The 18367-nt window shown below is 73.0% G+C and carries 8 protein-coding genes; all 8 read right to left on the bottom strand.

Annotated elements, in window-relative coordinates; translation table 11 throughout:
• Nucleotides 1-37 precede the first annotated feature (37 nt).
• The 8 genes from BJ965_RS33280 to BJ965_RS33245 all read right to left on the bottom strand — a co-directional run bounded on the left by BJ965_RS33280 (nucleotide 38) and on the right by BJ965_RS33245 (nucleotide 18367).
• The gene (locus BJ965_RS33280) at nucleotides 38-4690 is read right to left on the bottom strand and encodes a type I polyketide synthase (RefSeq protein ID WP_184913989.1); all 4653 of its coding nucleotides are present in this window, start codon (nucleotides 4688-4690) and stop codon (nucleotides 38-40) included.
• Complete coding sequence (locus tag BJ965_RS40005; protein ID WP_184913987.1) at nucleotides 4687-9243, bottom strand: type I polyketide synthase; 4557 nt, start codon at nucleotides 9241-9243, stop codon at nucleotides 4687-4689. Before BJ965_RS40005 ends, BJ965_RS33280 begins: the two co-directional genes overlap by 4 nt.
• Nucleotides 9244-9298: 55 nt before the next feature.
• Nucleotides 9299-10525, bottom strand: coding sequence for a threonine synthase (locus tag BJ965_RS33270; RefSeq protein WP_184913985.1), 1227 nt, complete (start codon nucleotides 10523-10525; stop codon nucleotides 9299-9301).
• A gap of 13 nt (nucleotides 10526-10538) precedes the next feature.
• Entirely contained in the window at nucleotides 10539-12326 is a 1788-nt protein-coding gene (locus BJ965_RS33265) for an ABC transporter ATP-binding protein (protein ID WP_184913983.1), read from the bottom strand.
• Nucleotides 12323-14107, bottom strand: a complete 1785-nt coding sequence (locus BJ965_RS33260; protein ID WP_184913981.1) for an ABC transporter ATP-binding protein — start codon at nucleotides 14105-14107, stop codon at nucleotides 12323-12325. Before BJ965_RS33260 ends, BJ965_RS33265 begins: the two co-directional genes overlap by 4 nt.
• Before the next feature lie 442 nt (nucleotides 14108-14549).
• Nucleotides 14550-15362, bottom strand: a complete 813-nt coding sequence (locus BJ965_RS33255) for an LLM class F420-dependent oxidoreductase (protein ID WP_184913979.1) — start codon at nucleotides 15360-15362, stop codon at nucleotides 14550-14552.
• Between the two features lie 38 nt (nucleotides 15363-15400).
• Nucleotides 15401-16381 (bottom strand): alpha/beta fold hydrolase, encoded by a 981-nt coding sequence (locus tag BJ965_RS33250; protein ID WP_184913977.1) that lies wholly within the window; start codon nucleotides 16379-16381, stop codon nucleotides 15401-15403.
• A gap of 126 nt (nucleotides 16382-16507) precedes the next feature.
• Nucleotides 16508-18367, bottom strand: coding sequence for a CocE/NonD family hydrolase (locus tag BJ965_RS33245; RefSeq protein WP_184913976.1), 1860 nt, complete (start codon nucleotides 18365-18367; stop codon nucleotides 16508-16510).

Here is an 18367-nt window from a genome sequence, read left to right as displayed (position 1 = left end):
CGGCCCGTGCGCGGTGCGGGACGGGCCGATCGCCCGGTCAGGTCTGGCGGCGTGCGCGGGCGCGGGCCATCCGGTTCTGCTGGTGCTGCCGGCGTGAGTGGGCCCGGCTCTTGACCTGTTCGATCGTGTGCCCTGCCGCCTCGGCCGGTTCGGCGTCGTCCCCGTCGATCAGCCGGGCGAGACCGGCGACGGTGAGCACCTCGTACAGTTGCGCCACCGTGAGTGAGGCGCCCAGGGACTTGTTGACGGTCGCCACGAGCTGAATGGCGATCAGGGAGCCGCCGCCGAGATCGAAGAAGCTGTCGTTGACGCCGACCTGGTCGATGCCGAGCAGGTCCTGCCACGCCTTGCACAGCTGCCGCTGGGTCTCCCCCTTCGGCGGGGCGTAGGCGCTGGGGACCTCAGGGCGGGGGTGAAGGGTGTGCGGTGCGCCGAGTCCGGCGAGCCGTTCGTCGCCCCCGGCGTCCGCGCCGAGCACGAAAGCCTGCTCGATCAGGGCGTTGACGTCCACGGGCGACACGATCAGCTGGGGTTCGGGCGACGAGGAGAGGACGCGTTCCAGCGCTTCCAGGGCCTGCGCCGACGCCATGCCGCGCTCCGCGACATCCTTGCCGCGGATCTCCGCCAGCGCGTCCGGGAGGTCCGTCGCGACGGCCATGCCCGCGTCCTTCCACGGCCCCCAGTCGACGGTGAGGACCCGGCGTTCGGCCGCGTGGGAGTGGGCGTAGGCGTCGAGGAAGCTGTTGGCGGCGACGTAGTCGGCCAGGCCGAAGTCACCGACGTGGGCGGCGTTGGAGCCGAAGAGGAACAGGAAGTCGGGCCGTCGGTCTGCCAGCGCCTGTTCGAGGTGGAGCGTTCCGAGCACCTTGGGGCCCATGACCTGGGCGGCCTTCTCGGGAGTGCCGAGCTGGACGAGGCCGCCGCCCGCCAGGCCGGCCGCGTGGAAGGCGCCGTGGACGCCTCCCCACCGCTCCACGACGGCGGAGACGGCGGCCTCGACCTGGTCGTGGTCGCAGACGTCGGCGGTCAGCAGCATCACCTCGGCGCCCCGCCGCCGGAGGGCGCGGACCTTCTCGATGACCTCGGTGGTCCTGCCGCCGCCCGGCTGCGCGAGCCGGCGGTCCCACTCCTCCTCCGGGGGGACGGGGGTGCGGGCGAGCAGGGCCAGTCTCCGGCCGGGGCGGGCGAGGTGCTCCGCCAGGGCGAGCCCGAGCCCGCCGGTTCCGCCGGTGATCAGGTAGACACCGTCGTCACGCAGGGCGGACGGGGTGCTGTCCGAGGGCGGCAGTGGCGCGGGGACATAGGTCTGCGACCAGCGGTGCGGTCCCCGGTGGGCGACGGCGGCGTGCCCGGGCGGCACGGAGAACTCGCGCAGCAGCCGGTCTGCGGCGCGCTCGACCGGCTCGCCGTCCAGGACGATGTCGACGCTGCGGCAGGCGAGACCTGGGTGTTCGCGCGGGATGACACGGACGGGGCCGAGCAGGGTGGACTTGAGCGGCATGAGCCGTTCGGTGCCGAGGACCCGGTGCAGACCGTCGCTGACGACCCAGATGTCGCAGTCCGGTTGGTCGGAGTGGCTGTTGAGTGCCTGGGCGAGGAGCAGCAGGCCGTCGAAGGCGCGGCGGGCGGCGGCGAACCCGGCCGCGGGGCCGCCGTCCGGGTGAGGGGTGGCACCGGTGACGTTCCAGCAGTGGGCGATACGGGTGGGCAGCTGGTCCTGCTCGCGCAGCGCCCGCAGCAGGCGTGTGTAGTGGTCCGGGTCGACGGGGTCGATCGTGAAACGGCCGGGGGCCTGCGTCCACTGGTCTCCCGCGGACACGGTCGTCACCCGGGCGCCGTCGCGGCGCAGCCGGGCCGTCAGGGCCTCGGCCAGCCCCCGGCCGTCGTCGAAGACGAGCCAGCATCGGTCGGTGGGAGACGCGGGCGCCTGGGGCAGTACGGTGCGTTCCCAGGACGGGGCCTGTATCCAGTCGGCGACGTCGGCCCGACGGGCCGCCGGGGTACGCACGGCCGGTTCGGCCTGCCGGTCCAGCCAGTACCGCTTCCCCTGGAACGGGTAGGTGGGCAGGGCGACCCTGCGGCGCCGCCCGCCCTGGCGCGGCTCGTGGAAGGCGGCCCAGTCGGGTTCGCCGCCGGCGAGCCACAGTTGGCCGAGGGCCCGCTGCGCGGCCTCCACCGGGTGCCGTTTGTCCTGGCGGTGCGGCAGGGTGGAGGTGACCAGTCGGGGGGCTTCGCCGGTGACGACGCGCCGGGCGAGGCTCGTGAGGGTCTGGCCGGGGCCGACCTCCAGGAAGACGAGGTCGGGCTCCTCCGCGAGGGTGCGCACACCGGCGTCGAACTCCACCGGGGCCAGTACGTGCCGGCCCCAGTACGCCGGATCGCGGGCCTCGTCGTCCGTGATCCAGGTGCCCGTCGTGTTGGACACGAACCTGGTGCGGGGCGCCTGCCTCGGTACGGCCGCGACGGCGGCGACGAACCGGTCGACCATGGGCTGCATCATCGGCGAGTGGAAGGCGTGCGAGGTGCTGACGGGCCGGGTGGCGACGCCCCGCTCCGAGAGCAGCGCGGCGAACGCCGCCACGGCGGTGTGGCCGCCGGAGACGACACAGTCCTTGGGCCCGTTGTGGGCCGCCAGAAAGACGTCGCCGGGCAGCAGGGACTCGACGGTCGCCCGGTCGGCGACGACGCTGAGCATCGCCCCGGTCGGCTGCTCCTGCATCAGTCGCCCGCGCAGCGCCACCAGGGCGAGGGCGTCCTGCGGGGTGAACACTCCCGCGAGGCAGGCCGCGACGAGTTCTCCCAGGCTGTGACCGAGCAGGGCGGCGGGTTCGACGCCCCATGACGCCCAGAGCCGTGCCAGGGCGTATTCGAGGACGAAGAGGGCCGGCTGGGCGAGCCTGGTCCGGTCGAGTTCGGCGGCTGCGGTCTCGGACCGCTCCGTGTCGAGCAGCAGGTCCAGCAGGCCCGCGTCGGCGTCGCCGCGGGAGGCCAGTTCCTTCAGGCAGAAGTCCACGGCGTCGCGGAAGACCGGCTCGTGCGCGTAGAGCTCCCTGGCCATGCCGGGGTACTGACCCCCCTGCCCGCTGAGGAGGAACGCGACGCGCGGGGGCGTGCCGCCGCACTCGCCGGTCGTCACCCGCGCGGGGTCCCGTGCCTCCAGGGCGGCGGCGAGTGACGCGGCGTCGGGGCCGGTGACGGCGCGGCGTACCGGGAAGCGGTGGCGGCCTGTCGCGGCGGTGTACGTGACGTCGGTGAGCCGTGCCGGTCCTCGGCGCAGGCGCGCGGCCATCGCGTCGCTCAGCTCCTCCAGCGCCGCGTGGTCGCGCGCGGACAGCACGAGGAGGTGAGAAGGGTGTTCGTCGGGCCGGGTGTCCTCCCCGGGGTCGGGTCGGCCCTGCGGGGGGCCTTCCTGGAGGACGACGTGGGCGTTGGTGCCGCCGAAGCCGAAGGCGCTGACTCCGGCCAGGCGCGGTGTGCCGGAGCGCGGCCACGGTGCCGTGTCCCGCTGGACGGTGAAGGGTCCGGCGGCGAAGTCGATGTCCGGGTTGGGGGATTGGAAGTGCAGGGTGCGGGGCAGCGTCTCGTGCCACATGGCCAGGACCGTCTTGATCAGTCCGGCGATACCCGCGGCGGCGTCCAGGTGGCCGAAGTTCGACTTGAGCGACCCGAGGGCGACCGTGGCGGGCGGCACGCCCTCGTAGGCCTTAGTGAGGGCGCGCACCTCGATCGGGTCCCCGAGCGAGGTGCCGGTACCGTGCGCCTCGACGTAGCCGATCGCGGCCGGGTCCGTGCCGGCGTCGCGCAGCGCGTCCGCGATCACCCTGGCCTGGCCGGCGACGGTGGGGGCGGTGAAGCCGACCTTGACCGCCCCGTCGTTGTTGACGGCCGAACCCTTGATGACGGCGTAGACGGTGTCGCCGTCGGCGAGGGCGTCGTCGAGGCGCTTGAGCACCACGGCACCCGCGCCGCTGCCGAACAGGGTTCCGGCCGCGCGGGCGTCGAAGGGGCGGCAGTGTCCGTCCGGGGAGACGAACGAGCCTTCCTGGTGGAAGTAGCCGCGCTCCTGTTCCAGGTTGAGGAAGACGCCGCCGGAGAGCGCCATGTCGCATTCGCGCTCGCGCAGCGAGCGGCAGGCCAGGTGCACGGCGACCAGCGACGTGGAGCACGCGGTGCGCAGCGAGACGCTGGGGCCCCGCAGGTCGAGCTTGTAGGAGACCCGGGTGGACAGGAACCCCAGCTCGTTGCCGAGGAGGATCTGTGTGCCGCCGGTGGTCTCGACTATCTCGGGATGGGAGTAGACGTGGGCCAGGTAGCCGTTGCTGCCGGCACCGGCGAACACGCCGATGTCCCCGTCGAACCGGGCGGGGTCGTGCCCCGAGTGCTCCAGCGCCTGCCACGCCGTCTCCAGGAAGACCCGGTGCTGCGGGTCCATGATCTCCGCCTCGCGGGCCGTGTAGCCGAAGAACTCGGCGTCGAACATGTCGATGCCGGGCAGGCAGGCGCCGGCGCGTACGAAGTTCGGCTGGTCGAGGTGGTCCGGTGCGGCGCCCGCGGCGAGGAGCTGTTCGTCCGTGAAGAAGGAGACGCTCTCCACGCCGTCGCGTACGTTCGCCCAGAACTCGTCCAGGTCACGGGCGCCGGGGAAGCGTCCCGCCATGCCGACGATCGCGATGTCCCGGTCCCGGCTCATGCGAGGTCCCCGATCAGGCCGGCCAGCGAGCGGACGGTGGGGCCCTCGTACACGACGGTCAGCGGGACGGCGATGCCGAGGCCGCTGCGCAGCCGGTGCACCACCTGCAGGCCGAGCAGGGAACTGCCGCCCAGTTCGAAGAAGTTGTCCTGTACTCCGACCGCCTCGATGCCGAGCAGTTCCTCCCAGATGGCGGCGAGCCGGCGTTCCAGGTCGGTCGCCGGGGCCACGTACGGATTGCGCAGGCTGGGGCGGGCGTGGCGCTGCTCCACCACCGTCGTGTCCCGGACGGGTGCGGACCACTGCCGGACGCGCTCGTTGAGGTCGGTCGTGGAGGCGATGACCTGAGGACGGGCCGCCGCGTCGAGGAGGCGTTCGAAGACAGCGCGTCCCTCGTCCGGGTCGAGGGCGACCTGGTGGACGGCGGCGCCGATGCCGGCTTCCGCACCGGCGTCGCCGGGGAAGTGCCACGCCTCCCAGTTGAGCGACGTCCACCGGGGGCGGCCGGGACGTGGCTCGCGCCGGGCGAAGGAGTCGAGGAAGGCGTTGGCGGCGGCGTAGGCGGTGAACCCGAGTCCACCGAGCAGGGCCGCGACAGAGGAACAGAGCACCGCGAAGTCGAGGGGCTGTCCCTCGAGGGCCCGGTCGAGCACGTGCACGCCGTGCAGTTTCGGCCCGAAGTGGCGGGCGCAGTCGTCGTCCGTCAGGTCGGCGAGCACCTGGTGGGCGGCTGGTCCTGTGGTGCCCGCGGCGTGGATGACGCCGTTGACGGGGCCGCACTCCTGGACGGCCTTGTCCACCGCGGCGGCGACCGCGTCGGGGTCGGCCACGTCCGTGGCGGAGATGACGACCGTGGCGCCCATGGCCTCCAGTTCGCGCACGGCGGCGACGGCCGCGGCGGTGGCGGGGTCGTGCTCGCCGTCCCACGCGCCGCGGTCGGGCAGGCCCGTACGCCCCATCAGAACCAGGTGCGCGCCGGGTGCGCGGGTGGCGATGGCGCGGGCGAGGACCAGTCCGATCTTGCCCAGGCCGCCGGTGATCAGGTAGACGCCGCCGGGTCGCAGCACGCCCTCGGTGCGCGCGGTCAGCGGCGCCGGCACGAGGACCTGGCGCCAGCGCGTCGTGCCGCGCAGCGCCACGATCCCGCTGTCCGCCTCGTCGGCGAGTTCCGCGAGGACCCGGTCCGCGAGGCCGGTCGTGCCGGTCGGGACGGGCACGTCGATCTGGGCGCAGCGCAGGGAGGGGTACTCCTGGGGGGCGACCTTGCACACGCCCTGGACGGTGGCCTTGGCGGGGTTCACCGGCTCGTCCCCGAGCACCGAGTACGTCTCGCTCGACAGCACGGTCCAGTGCTGCTCGCCCACCATCAGTTCGGGCTCGCACGCACGGGCCCACCGCACGAGGCTGTGGAAGCCGCGCTCCAGGGTCTCCTCGGCCGCCGCGCGGTCGTCCGTCGTGGGGCCCGGGTCGACGGCCCAGCAGTGCACCACGCGGTCGGGGAAGGCCCCCTGGCCGCGCAGGCTCTCGGCGAGTCTGCCGTAGTGGTCCGGGTCGGCGGGGTTCATGACGTACCGGCCGGGACCGTCCTCCTGCCAGGCGGGTCCCGTGCTGACGGTCACGACGGGGGCGCCCAGCGCGGCGAGCCGGGCGGCGACGTCGCCGCCGAGGCCGCCGTCGTCCGCGAACACGAGCCAGCGGTGGCCGTCCGCCGCGAGGGTGGTGTCCTCCACGGGCGCGGCCCGCTGCCACGAGGTGTCGTAGAACCAGTCGTCCATCCCGGCCCGTTCCCCGGACGCGGCCGGGTGCCGGTCGCGCCGGTCGGCGTCGAGCCAGTACCGGGTGCGGGCGAACGGGTAGGAGGGCAGCACCACCCGGCGGCGCGGGGTGTGCGCGTGCAGGCCCGCCCAGTCGGGGGTGACTCCGGCGAGCCACAGCCGACCGAGTGCCCGGAGCGCGGCCGCCCGGTCGGACTCGGCGGTGAACGCGTCGGGCAGCGACGGGACGACGACCCGGTCCGCGACCTCCGCGCTCGCCGGGTGCTGCATCGCCCCCGACGTCAGGGCCCGGCCGGGGCCGACCTCGACGAGGACGACGTCGTCCACGCCCCACAGGGTGCGCATGCCGTCGGCGAAGCGAACCGGCAGCCGTACGTGCCGGGCCCAGTAGTCGGGGTCCGTCGCCTCCTCCGCGGTGATCCAGGTGCCGGTGATGTTGGAGACGAACGGGATGGCCGGCGGGCTCAGCCGTACCCGGCGCACGGCCTCGGCGTACGGCGCGACGACCGGGTCCATCATCGGGGAGTGGAACGCGAACCGGGTGTTGAGCCGCCGCGAGACCACCCCGGCCGTCTCCAGCGCGGCGGTCACCCGGTCGATCGCCTCGGGCGGCCCTGCCAGCACGCAGGTGCGCGGATCGTTGACGGCGGCCACGGACACCTCGTCGGTGAGGTGGCGCGCGACCTCCTCCTCGGTGAGCGGTACGGCCACCATCGCGCCCTCGCCGCAGGCGGAGATCAGCCGGGCTCGCTCCACGACCAGCCGCAGGGCGTCCGGCAGGGAGAACACCCCGGCGAGGCACGCGGCGACGTACTCACCGAGGCTGTGGCCGATCATCGCCTCGGGGACGACGCCCCAGGCGCGCCACAGCCGGGCCAGCGCGTACTCGACGGCGAACACGGCCGGGTAGCCGAGCGTGGGCTGGTCGAGCGGGTGGTCGCTGATGCGGGGCGCCATCAGCATGCGCCGCAGGTCCGGCTTTCCGTCGCCCTCGGAGCGGCGCGCGGCCGCCCGGTCGAAGACGACCTCGCGGATGTCCCGGCCGAGGAGCGGGTCGAGGATCAGGGCGCACTCGTCGAGTGCCTCCCGGAAGGCGGGCTCGGTCGCGTAGAGACGCTCCGTCATCATCGGGTACTGCTCGCCGAAGCCGCTGAACATGAAGGCGACCGGGCGGTGGCCGTCCCCGGTGCGGGCGGCGCTGAGGACCCGCCCGTCGTCGCGGGCGTCGAGGGCGTCGAGCGCCTCCGCCGGTCCGGACGCGACGAGCACCCGGCGGTGGTGGAACGGCCTGCGTCCCGTCTGGAGGGTGAACGCCAGGTCCCCCAGGGGGGTTTCGGGGTGTTCGCGCAGATGGTCCGCGAGCCGGTCGGACATCGCCTCCAGGGCGGTGTCGCTGCGGGCGGAGAGGACGATCAGCTGCTCCTCGCCCGCGAGATCGGGCGCGGGGGGACGGTCCGGGGCCTGTTCCAGGACGACGTGCGCGTTGGTGCCGCCCAGTCCGAAGGAGCTCACTCCGGCGCGGCGCGGGCCGTCGGTGACGGGCCAGGGCACGAGCTCGGTGTTGACGAAGAACGGGCTGTCGGCCAGGTCGATGCGCGGGTTGGGACGTTTGAAGTGGAGGGTGGGCGGGATCTGGCCATGCTCGACGGCACTGACGGCCTTGATCAGTCCCGCGATGCCGGAGGCCGCGTCGAGGTGGCCGATGTTGGTCTTCACGGCGCCGAGGGCGCAGAAGTTGCGCTGGTCGGTGCCCGCGCCGAACGCCGCGGTGAGCGCGGCGAACTCGATGGGGTCGCCCAGGGACGTGGCGGTGCCGTGCGTCTCGACGTACCCGACGGTCTCGGGTTCCACGTCGGCGTTGGCCAGGGCGGTGGTGATGACCGACGCCTGGGAGTCGGCGCTGGGCGCGGTGAACCCGATGCGCCGGTCACCGTCGTTGTTGAGGGCGGCGCCCTTGATGACGGCGTGGATGTGGTCCCCGTCGGCCAGGGCGTCACCGAGCCGCTTGAGGACGACCATGCCGACGCCGTTGCCGCCGACGGTGCCCCGGGCGTCGGCGTCGAAGGAGCGGCAGTAGCCGTCCGGCGAGAAGATGCCGTCCTCGGCGTAGAGGTAGCCCTTGTGCTTCGAGTCGTCGGCGGCGACGCCCCCGGCGAGGGCCATGTCGCACTGGAAGGAGAGCAGGGCCTGACAGGCCAGGACGACCGAGACCAGGGAGGTGGAACAGGCCGACTGGACGTTGACGCTGGGGCCTTCGAGACCGAGCTTGTACGACACGCGGGAGGCGAGGAAGTCGCCGCTGTTGCCGATCATGACCTGGCTGCCGCCCAGCATGTCGGCCGCCCGGCGGTTGGCCGCCACGTTGAACATCAGATACGTGTTGGTGCCGGCGCCGGCGTAGACGCCGACCAGCCCGTCGTAGCGGGCCGGGTCGTGGCCGGCCTTCTCCAGCGCGCCCCAGGCGCATTCGAGCAGCAGCCGGTGCTGGGGGTCCATCAGTTCGGCCTCGCGCGGCGAGTAGCCGAAGAACTCCGCGTCGAAGCTGTCGATGTCGGCCAGCTCGTTGGCCGCCGGCACGTACAGCGGGTCGCGAGCCGTCCGCGGGTCGACCCCGCGGCTGAGCAGCTCGTCCTCGGACAGGAAGGTGACCGCGCACTTTCCGTCTCGTATGTTGCGCCAGAAGGCGTCGACGTCCGGGGCCTGCGGAAACCGGCCCTCCATGCCGATCACCGCGATGTCCAGGCTCTCCGCGTACTCGTCGAACTGCTGGTCTGTCATCGGTCTCCCGTCCCCGCAGCGAGCATGTGTGTCTTCCCCGTCCTCGGCCCCCGGGTCAGGCGGGCGCGTCCGTCCGGCTGCGCCCGGTCAGATTGACGAGTACGGTCTCGTCCTCACCGATCCGCCCGGCGGCGGCCTCGTTGCGTACCGCAGCGATCGTCGCCGCCGCGGCGTAGCAGACGTCGAGGCCCTCGAGTTCCCGCAGCATCGTCCTGGCCTCGACCAGCTCCCGCCGCGAGGCCGAGACGACGGCTCCCCCGGTCTCCGACGCGATGTCGTACAGATACGGGTAGTACGGGGCACCGTCCCCGAGCAGGATGGCCGTGGCCAGCCCCTCGGGCCGGTCGATCCGGTCGGCGGCGGTCAGTTCTCGGCGCCCCTCCCGCCAGGCCTTGGCGGCGGGCGCGCACGACTCCTCCTGGACCATGAGGAACCGCGGCATCCGGTCGAGCGCGCCGGTCAGCAGGTACTCGCGCATGGCCTTGTGGGCGGCGAGCAGCCCCATGCCGCTGCTGATGCCCTGGACGACCACGTCGGGCGTGCGGTCCATCTGGTCGAGGGCTTCCAGGTAGGCCAGCTTGAGCCCTTCGCGCCGCGCCCAGTTGAAGAACCCGGCGTCCAGGTGGAGGGACTGCTCGGCGGCGAAGCGGCGGGCCTGCGCGGAGGCGTCGACGTAGGTGCCCGGAACCACGGTGAGCGAGGTCCTTGCGTGGTCGGGTACGTCGTGGTTGGTGACGAAGTCCTCGCCGCAGAAGAAGTGGGCGCGCATCGCGGGGTCCCTGCGGACCGCGCGGGCGAGGGCGGTGGAGCTGTTGCCCGTGCTCGACCCGACGAACTCCTTGACGCCGAACTGCCGGAACACGGCCAGGACGACCGAGGCCAGCCGGTCCTTGGTGGTGCCGGTGGGCTGCCGCGACTCGTCCTTCGTCCACAGGCCGGGCACGCCGATGGCGGCGCCGAGTTCCGGTGCCGGCCGACAGGGCGTACGGCGTGTGATGCCGTCGTCCAGGAAGTCCGGCGAGCTCAGCGGAAGAAAATCGAAGTACGCCCGCTCCGGGGCCTCGTGGTCGCGGCGTGCCGCGCCGCGCAGGGTGTAGCGCGGCTCCAGGGCCCCGGAGCAGTTCGGGCACCGGTACACCAGCGCCGGTTCGAGTTCGACGTCGCAGCGCAGGCAGGCGAGTCGATACGTGCCTCCCGCGCCGCCCTGGCTCTTCTCGTCCTCCGGCACTGCGGCGTCCCCCTCGTTCTCGTGGAACCGGATGCAATAGGTGTCGTGCGGCAAGGGTGCGCGGGGGTCAGCCCGCGCGGCCCTCGTCGGCCGAGGCGCCCCGGCCGTGCCAGGAGCGCCACAGCGCCGCGTACGGTCCGTCGGCCGCGACCAGCTCGTCGTGCGAGCCGAGTTCGGCGATCCGGCCGTCTTCCACCACGGCGACGCGGTCGGCGTCGTGTGCGGTCTGCAGGCGGTGGGCGATGGCGATGACGGTGCGGTCGGCCCGTACGGCGGCCATCGCCCGCTCCGCGTGCCGTGCGGTGGTCGGATCCAGCAGCGAGGTGGCCTCGTCGAGGATCAGGGTGTGCGGGTCGGCCAGTTCCACCCGGGCCAGCGAGAGCTGCTGGGCCTGCGCGGGGTCCAGCTCGGTGCCGCCGGAGCCGACCTGTGTGTCGAGACCGTCGGGCAGGTCCTTGACCCAGTCGGCGCCGACCACGGCGAGCGCGTCCAGCAGCCGCTGGTCGTCGGCGTCGGGGGCTGCCATGGTCAGGTTGTCGCGGAGGCTTCCGATGAAGACGTGGTGTTCCTGGGTGACCAGGACGACGCGGTTGCCGAGTTCGTCGGCGGCGGCGAGATCCGCGACCGGGACGCCGCCGACCTCGACGCTCCCCGTGCGCGGCGCGTCCGCGCCGGACAGGAGCTTGCCGAGGGTGGTCTTGCCCGCGCCGGACGGGCCGACCAGAGCGAGGCGCTCCCCGGGGCGGACGGTGAGGTCCACGTCCTTGAGCACGTCGTGGCCGTCCACGTACGCGTAGCGCACTCCGCGCATTTCGATGCGGTCGTCGGCGGGCTCGGGCAGGCCGCTGCGGGGCTCGCCCGCGACCATGCCGATGCCCTTGATGCGGGCCATGGCCGCGCCGCTGCGCTGGAGTTGCTCCACCCACATCAGCACGCGGTCGAGCGGTTCGACCAGCTGCCACATGTAGAGGCTGCCGGCGACGACCACGCCCAGGCTGATGGAGCCGTCGAGGTAGGCGTGCCCGCCGACGAACAGGGTCACGGCGACGGGCAGGGAGTGCGCGAACTCCGTGACGGGGAACAGCACGGTCCGCAGGAACAGGGTGCGACGGGCGGCGCCGTACGCGCGGCCGATGGCCGCGTCGGCGTCCCGGACGCGGCGGCGGCGCAGGCCGAACACCTCCACGGTGCGGGCGCCCTCGGCGGTGGCGGCGACGATCTCGGCCACCTCCGAGGCGGCTTCGCCCTCGACGAGGTAGGCGGCCCTGGCCCGGGCGAGGTACCAGCGGGTGACCAGGAGGACGAAGGGCATGCCGACCAGGGCCCACAGGCCGAGCAGGGGGTGCAGCAGGAAGGTGGCGGCAAAGATGAACAGCAGCTGCATCCCGGCGACGAACACCTCCGGGATGGCGCTGCGCAGCGTGGTGGCGACGGTGCCGACGTCCATCGAGGAGCGGGTCGTCAGGTCACCGGTGCCGGCCTGTTCGACCACCCGGGCGGGCAGGGCGAGCGCCCGGTCCACGACCTCCTCCCGGAGCCGTGCGAGGGCGCGCTCGCCGAACCGGTGGGAGTGGTTGAGGGCGAACCGGGTGAGCACCAGCTGGGCGACGGCGCAGACGAGCACGCCGAGGGCGAGCCGGTCGACGGAGGACATGGTGGCGTCGCCGGACTCGACGCGGGTGACGATCCGGCCGAGCAGCCATGGCCCGGCGAGTCCGGCCGCGGCGGCGAGACCGGCGAGCAGGACGACGAGGGTCATGGACCGCCAGTCCGCCTTGACCAGTTCCACGCCGGCCCGGCGTACGGTCGCGCGGTCCGCGACCGGAAGCCGCCATGGCTCGTTCGGGCGGCTCATCGGCTGGTTCCTTCCTGGAGGGCCGTCGTGTGCGCGGCCGGGACACTCTCGTCGCTGCCCCGGAGCACGAGGTCCCGGTAGCCCGGGTGGGTGGCGAGCAGGTCCCCGTGGGTGCCGACGGCGACGACCGCGCCGTCCACCAGGTACGACACCTGGGCGGCCCGGTCGAGGATGAGAGGTGAGGTGCTGACCACCAGGGTGGTGCGGCCCCGCCGGGCCTCGAGGACGCGCTGGGCCACGGTGGCCTCGGTGTGCGCGTCGAGCGCCGACGTCGGTTCGACCAGCAGCAGCACGTCGGGATCGGCGAGGAGGGCCCGCACCAGGCGCACGCGCTGGCGCTGTCCGCCGGAGACGTTGCGGCCCTGGGCTTCCAGCCGGGTGTCGAGGCCGTCGGGCAGGGCCTCCACGATGTCCTCGGCCACGGCGGCCCGCAAGGCCCCCTGGAGTTCGTCGGCCGCGTGGTCGTCGCGGACGGAGACCGCCGAGCGCAGGGCCCCGGCGAAGAGGTGGGCGTCGTTGTCGGCTACGAGGACACGGCGCCGCACTTCGGCCAGTTCGAGGTCGGAGAGCCGGACTCCGCCCCAGGTCGCGTCGGAGTCGGTGTAGCGGGCGAGCCGGTCGACGACGGCGCGGGCCTCGTCGAGGCGGGCGGAGACCAGGGCAGTCATCCGGCCGGGCTCCAGCGTCAGTCCGGAGTCGGGGTCGCACAGGGCGGCGGGGCCGGCCGGGGCGGCCGTCGGGCTCGCCCCGTCCTCCACGTCGGGCTCCAGCGCCAGGATGCCGACCACCCGTCGGGCGGCGACGAGGCCGCGGGGCAGGTCGTCGGCGCCCTCGATGAAGAACGACACGGGCACCAGGAGCGCGGCGACGTAGCCGTACACGGCGACCATCTCACCAACGGTGATCGTCCCGCTGGCGGCCATCCTGGCGCTGATCCAGGTGACGACGGCCAGGAAGATCACCGGCAGGCCGGCGCCGATGGCCTGGACCCAGCTGGTGAACGAGGCGACCCGGTAGCCGTCGGTGAGGAGGGCCTGCGACCGCTGCCGGTACCGCTTGCCGAAGGCGGCCTTGCCACCGATGCCGCACAGCACGCCGAGGCCGGAGACGATGTCGCCGGCGCGGGCCGTCAGCTCGCCCTGCCGTTCCCGGTAGGTGCCCTCGGCGCCGTGCAGTTTGCCGAGGAGGGGACCGACCGCGAGGGCGAGCAGCGGGACGCCCAGCAGGACCACGCCGGCCAGGACGGCGGAGATGGTGAACAGCAGGACGGCGGTGGCCGCGTAGGCGATGACCGCGCCGACGCCGGGCCCGGTGATGGTGAGCGTCACGGCGATGCGCCCCATGTCGCCCGCTTGGAGGTGGGTGAGCTCTCCGACGGAGACCTTGCGCGGCAGGGTGGCGCCGAGCCTGGTGACCTGCCGGACGACGACCTGCGCCGTCCGGTAGGCCGCGTCCGTGCGGATGAGGGTCATGGTGCGGTGCCGCAGGATGCCGAGGGTGGCGATGGCCGCGCCGGTGACCAGGATGATCACGACCCAGAACGTCAGCGTGTCCGTGTCGCGCTGCCGGAGGCCGTCGTCGATGGCCTGGGCCATGAAGTACGGCGGCAGCATCAGCGCGCACATCCACAAGGAGCCCCACAGGGAGCCGAGCAGGATCCGGCCGCGCTGCATCCGGACCAGCCACCACAGGTAGCGGGCCGGACTGCGCAGGTCCGGCGTGCCGGGGTCGGTGTAGGGGACCCGGCGCTCGCGAGTGGGCAGGTCCGATCCTTCGGTCATCTAGGCCGTCCTTGTACAGGGGGGTTCATCGACGTGGGCCTTGGCTTCGGACCGCGGCGCGGCGGGCGCGATCACGGTGGGAGGGCACGGGCGCGACGGGGCCGGGCGGCGGGGCACTGCGGAAGAGCGGCCTCGGACGGCCGGGAACGCTGCCACCGGGTGGGATCCGGCCCACCGGTACCGCCGGTGTCCTGTCCGGTTCACCGGCCGGCTCGGTCCTGGTGGGCACATGTCAGCAGCGTGCTGGCCATACTCTTAGAGCTTCCCCGGTGTGTCAAGAGATCGTGATCTTGGGGTAGTTGCGTGCGGCCCGTCCACCGTCGCCGAGCCAGGCGGGGGCTGTCGGGCCGGGGCTCCCCGACGCCGCCCTGCCCTGGGTCGGCGACGGTCTCTCTCCCCGCCGTGGGCTGTGCCCCGGGCCGGGTCCGCTGCCGGCCTGCGGTCAGGACGCGACGAGGCTCTTGTTGACGTCGTCCCGGAAATCCAGCCAGTCCTTCACCGGTGCCGGGTCGAAGTTGGGTGACTGCGCCACGAGTTGGATGAGCCGCGTACCCACGTCCACGAGGTCCCTGCCGACCTCGTCGGGGCTCCGCCGGAACACCCGGGTCGACCGTTCGATCTGCGCCGGGTCACGGCCGATCTCGGCACACCATGCGTCGAGGACGCTGTGCTTGTGCGCCAGTTGGCCGGGGTCGCCGAAACCGTGCCAGATGTCGGCGTACCGGGCGGCCAGACGCAGGGTCCTGCGCTCTCCGTTGCCGCCGACGAGGACGGGGATCTTCCGTGTGGGCGCGGGGTTGAGCCGCTGCCACCGCCGCTCGATCCGCTCCAGTCCCTCGCCCAGGGCCGTGAGCCTGCTGCCCGGCGTCCCGAACTCGTAGCCGTACTCGTCGTAGTCCTTCTCGTTCCAGCCGGCGCCGATGCCGAGGATGAGGCGCCCGTCGCTGATGTGGTCGACCGTGCGCGCCATGTCCGCGAGCAGGTCGGGGTTCCGGTACGAGTTGCAGCTCACCAGGGGGCCGAACTCGACGCGGGAGGTCGCCTCGGCCCAGGCGCCGAGCATGGTCCAGCACTCGTAGTGCTCGCCGTCGGCGGGGCCGTAGACGGGGAAGAAGTGGTCCCAGTTGAACAGGATGTCCACGCCGAGTTCCTCGTACCGGGCGACGGCGCGGCGGATCTCGGCGTAGGAGCAGTACTGCGGCTGGATCTGCACGCCGACGCGGACGGGCCGGGCGGCGGAAGGGGGGTAGGACATGGGCTTCTCTCTTCGGAATCGCCGTTGGGGTGGGCCGGTCACGGGTTGCCTGGCCGCGGGACCTCCAGATGCCGTGCCATCTTCGTGAGCAGTTCGTCCTCGGCGTCCCGGAGGAAGAAGTGGTCCCCGTCGATCTCCTCGATCGTCATGGGTCCGCCGCTGTATGCGCTCCACGGTTGCGTGACGTCCCGTCCGGCGTCCTCGTCCCCGCGTCCGTAGAACACGGAGACGGGGCAGTCGAGCGGTTCGGCCGGGGGCGCCTTGTAGTGGTCGAGGATGGTGTAGTCGGCCCGGAGGATCGGGATGTACAGCTCCATCAGCTCCTCGTTCTCGAGGAGTTCCTCGGGGGTACCGCGCAGCCGCCGCAGCCGCTGGGTGAACTCCTCGTCCGAGAGGTCGTACGTGGTCTCGGCGGGCGTGGCCAGATGGGGTGCCGGGCAGCCGGAGACCAGCAGGCGCCGGGGCGGCGGAAACCCCAGCGCGCGCAGGTGGCGGACGAGTTCGAAGGCGAGGATGCCCCCGAAGCTGTGTCCGAAGACGGCGTAGGGGGCGTGGTGCGCCTCCTCCATCGTCCCGGCGAGGTCGTCGAGCAGGGGCTCCAGTTCGGACTTGGCGTGCTCGGGCCAGCGGGCACCGCGTCCCGGCAGCTCCAGCGGGGTGACGGCCACCGACGACGGCAGCCGGGTCTTCCACGGTTCGTACATGCGGGCGGAACTGCCGGCGTACGGCAGGCAGTACAGGTTCAGGACGGATGCGCCGGCCGCCTCCGGGTGCGCGGGACGCGGCTGCCGGGGCGGTCGCAGGCCGAGGAGACCGCGGACGGTGGGGTGATCGTGGATGTGGCGCAGGGGCACCCGGTGGCCGAGGGCCTCGGTCAGACGGCGCTGCAGTTGCACCGCGAGGAGGGAATTGCCCCCGGCCTCGAAGAAGTCCTCGTCGTCCGAGGCGGGGTCGGACTCCAGCGTCTCGCGCCAGGCCCGCACTACGGCTTCGCGGCGTGCTTCGACTTCCGTGTTCATAAAGGCACTTTCCGGTTACGGGGGACTCGGCCGGGCTTCTGCGGGAGCCCGGGTCGTGGCACGGGCTGGGTGCCCGCCCGTCACAGCCGGGGCGCTACGGGCAGGCACGGGCTGGGTGCCCGCCCGTCACAGCCGGGGCGCTACGGGCAGGACCACCCGCGACGGATGGCCGGGGCCCCGGTGGACCCGCACGACCGGCACGGGGTCCCGCTGGGGCACATGGGCGTTGTCGCGGTCGCAGCAGGTGACGCTGATCCGCAGTCGGCGGCCGGCCACGAAGACGTTCGACGTGGGGTGCATGTCGGCGACGAGTTCCACCGGTTCGCCGGGGAGCGGTGCGACCGATTCCGCCGTCCCCGGGTGGTAGGGCAGGCCCATGCCGTCGTACGGGGGTGTGCCCAGGCCGCGGTGGGAGGCGCGGATCACCGCCTCGCTCACGTAGTGGGAGTCGCCCTTCTCGTCCACCTCCTCCAGGTAGACGAAGAACTCGCCGTCCGGGTGGGTGGAGGTGACCCACAGGTGGACCAGGGGATGGCCGGTGACCTCCAGGTCCTCGGTCAGCACCGGCGAGGTGTAGGTCAGGGCCTTGCGGTCGTTCGCCGTGAGGTCGTAGCGGAACCCGCCGCCGTACCCGTCGGACCAGCGCGAGGTCCTTCCGGTGGTGGCGGAGTAGTCGACCTCGTAGGCGTCGGCGCCGTCGGCAGGGGCGGCCCCGGTCTCGTCCTCGGCGAGCAGCAGTCCGTCGTTGGCGGAGGAGACGGTGCCGGCCGGGCCCTCGTGGAAGTGGAACGCCCGGGGCCGCACATGGGGCGGCGGCCACCGGCTCGCGGTGCGCCACTCGGTACCGGTCGGTGCGCTCATGGTGAAGTACCGGACGGGCCGTTCGCCGGTGACCCCGTTGTCGATGCCCTTGAGCCAGTGGTCGTACCAGCGCAGGTGTTCACGGGCGATGTCCTCGTCCGACCACTTGTTGTGGCTCCAGGGGCCGATGACGAGGCGCTGGGGGTTGGTCAGGTTGCGGTACCAGAGCGTCGTGTCGCGCACCCAGACGTCGTACCAGCCGGTCAGGTGACACACGGGGACGCCGGAGGCGCTGATGTCCGCAAGTGCGGCGGCCGGGTTGATGTGCTCGTACAGGGCAAGGCCGCTCGCCCGGTCCGTGCTGTCCCGGAACTCCAGCGCCGCTGCCTGCTCGAACACCCGGGCGTTGAGGCGGTGTTCGGCCACGAGCCCGTGTATGTCCGGGTCCCCCGCAGCGGCGACGCCCGCCTCCGTGTCGAGCCTGCGGACGGTCTCGGCCCAGTTGCGTGCGAAGTCGTCCCGGAAAACCCCACCGGGGCGCAGGAACGCGTAGAGGTCGAACATCGCCATCTGCGGGACGATCGCCGCGAGGTGCGGGGGCGCCGTACCGGCTGCGAGCAGCTGGCTGATCCCCGAGTACGACATGCCGAACATGCCGACGCGTCCGGTGGACCAGGGCTGCTCCGCCAGCCATTCGGTCACCGTGTGGGCGTCCCGGGCCTCCTGGGGGTCGAACTCGACGGGGCGGGTGCCTTCCGACGCGCCGCCGCCACGGACGTCGACGACGGCGACCACGTAGCCATGACGGAGGAGTTCCTTGAGCCAGGGCTGGCTGTCCAGCTTGGTCAGCACACCTCCGCTGACATGCTCGGCCCGGCGGTAACGCTCGTGGCACCAGACGACCGGCAGGGGTTCCTCGGTCACCACGCCCTCACGCTTGGGGCGGTACAGGTCGGCGGCCAGGCCCACACCGTCGGTCATGGCGATCCGCACGGTGCTGCGCTCGGCCAGGTCGGCTTCGGCGAGGAAGGCCACGATCTCCGCCCTGCGCGCGACGAGCCTCTCCCGCAGGGCGGGGGTCATCGCTCCGGCCGGGGCGTCGAAACGCAGCTTTCCGTGCTCGGCCCACAGGGCGATGCCCTGCGCGCGCAGGGACAGCAGCAGGTCGACGACGCTTTCGGACAC

The organism is Streptomyces luteogriseus, assembly GCF_014205055.1.
GTDB classification, from domain to species: domain Bacteria; phylum Actinomycetota; class Actinomycetes; order Streptomycetales; family Streptomycetaceae; genus Streptomyces; species Streptomyces luteogriseus.
This window is presented reverse-complemented; position numbering and strand designations above follow the sequence as displayed.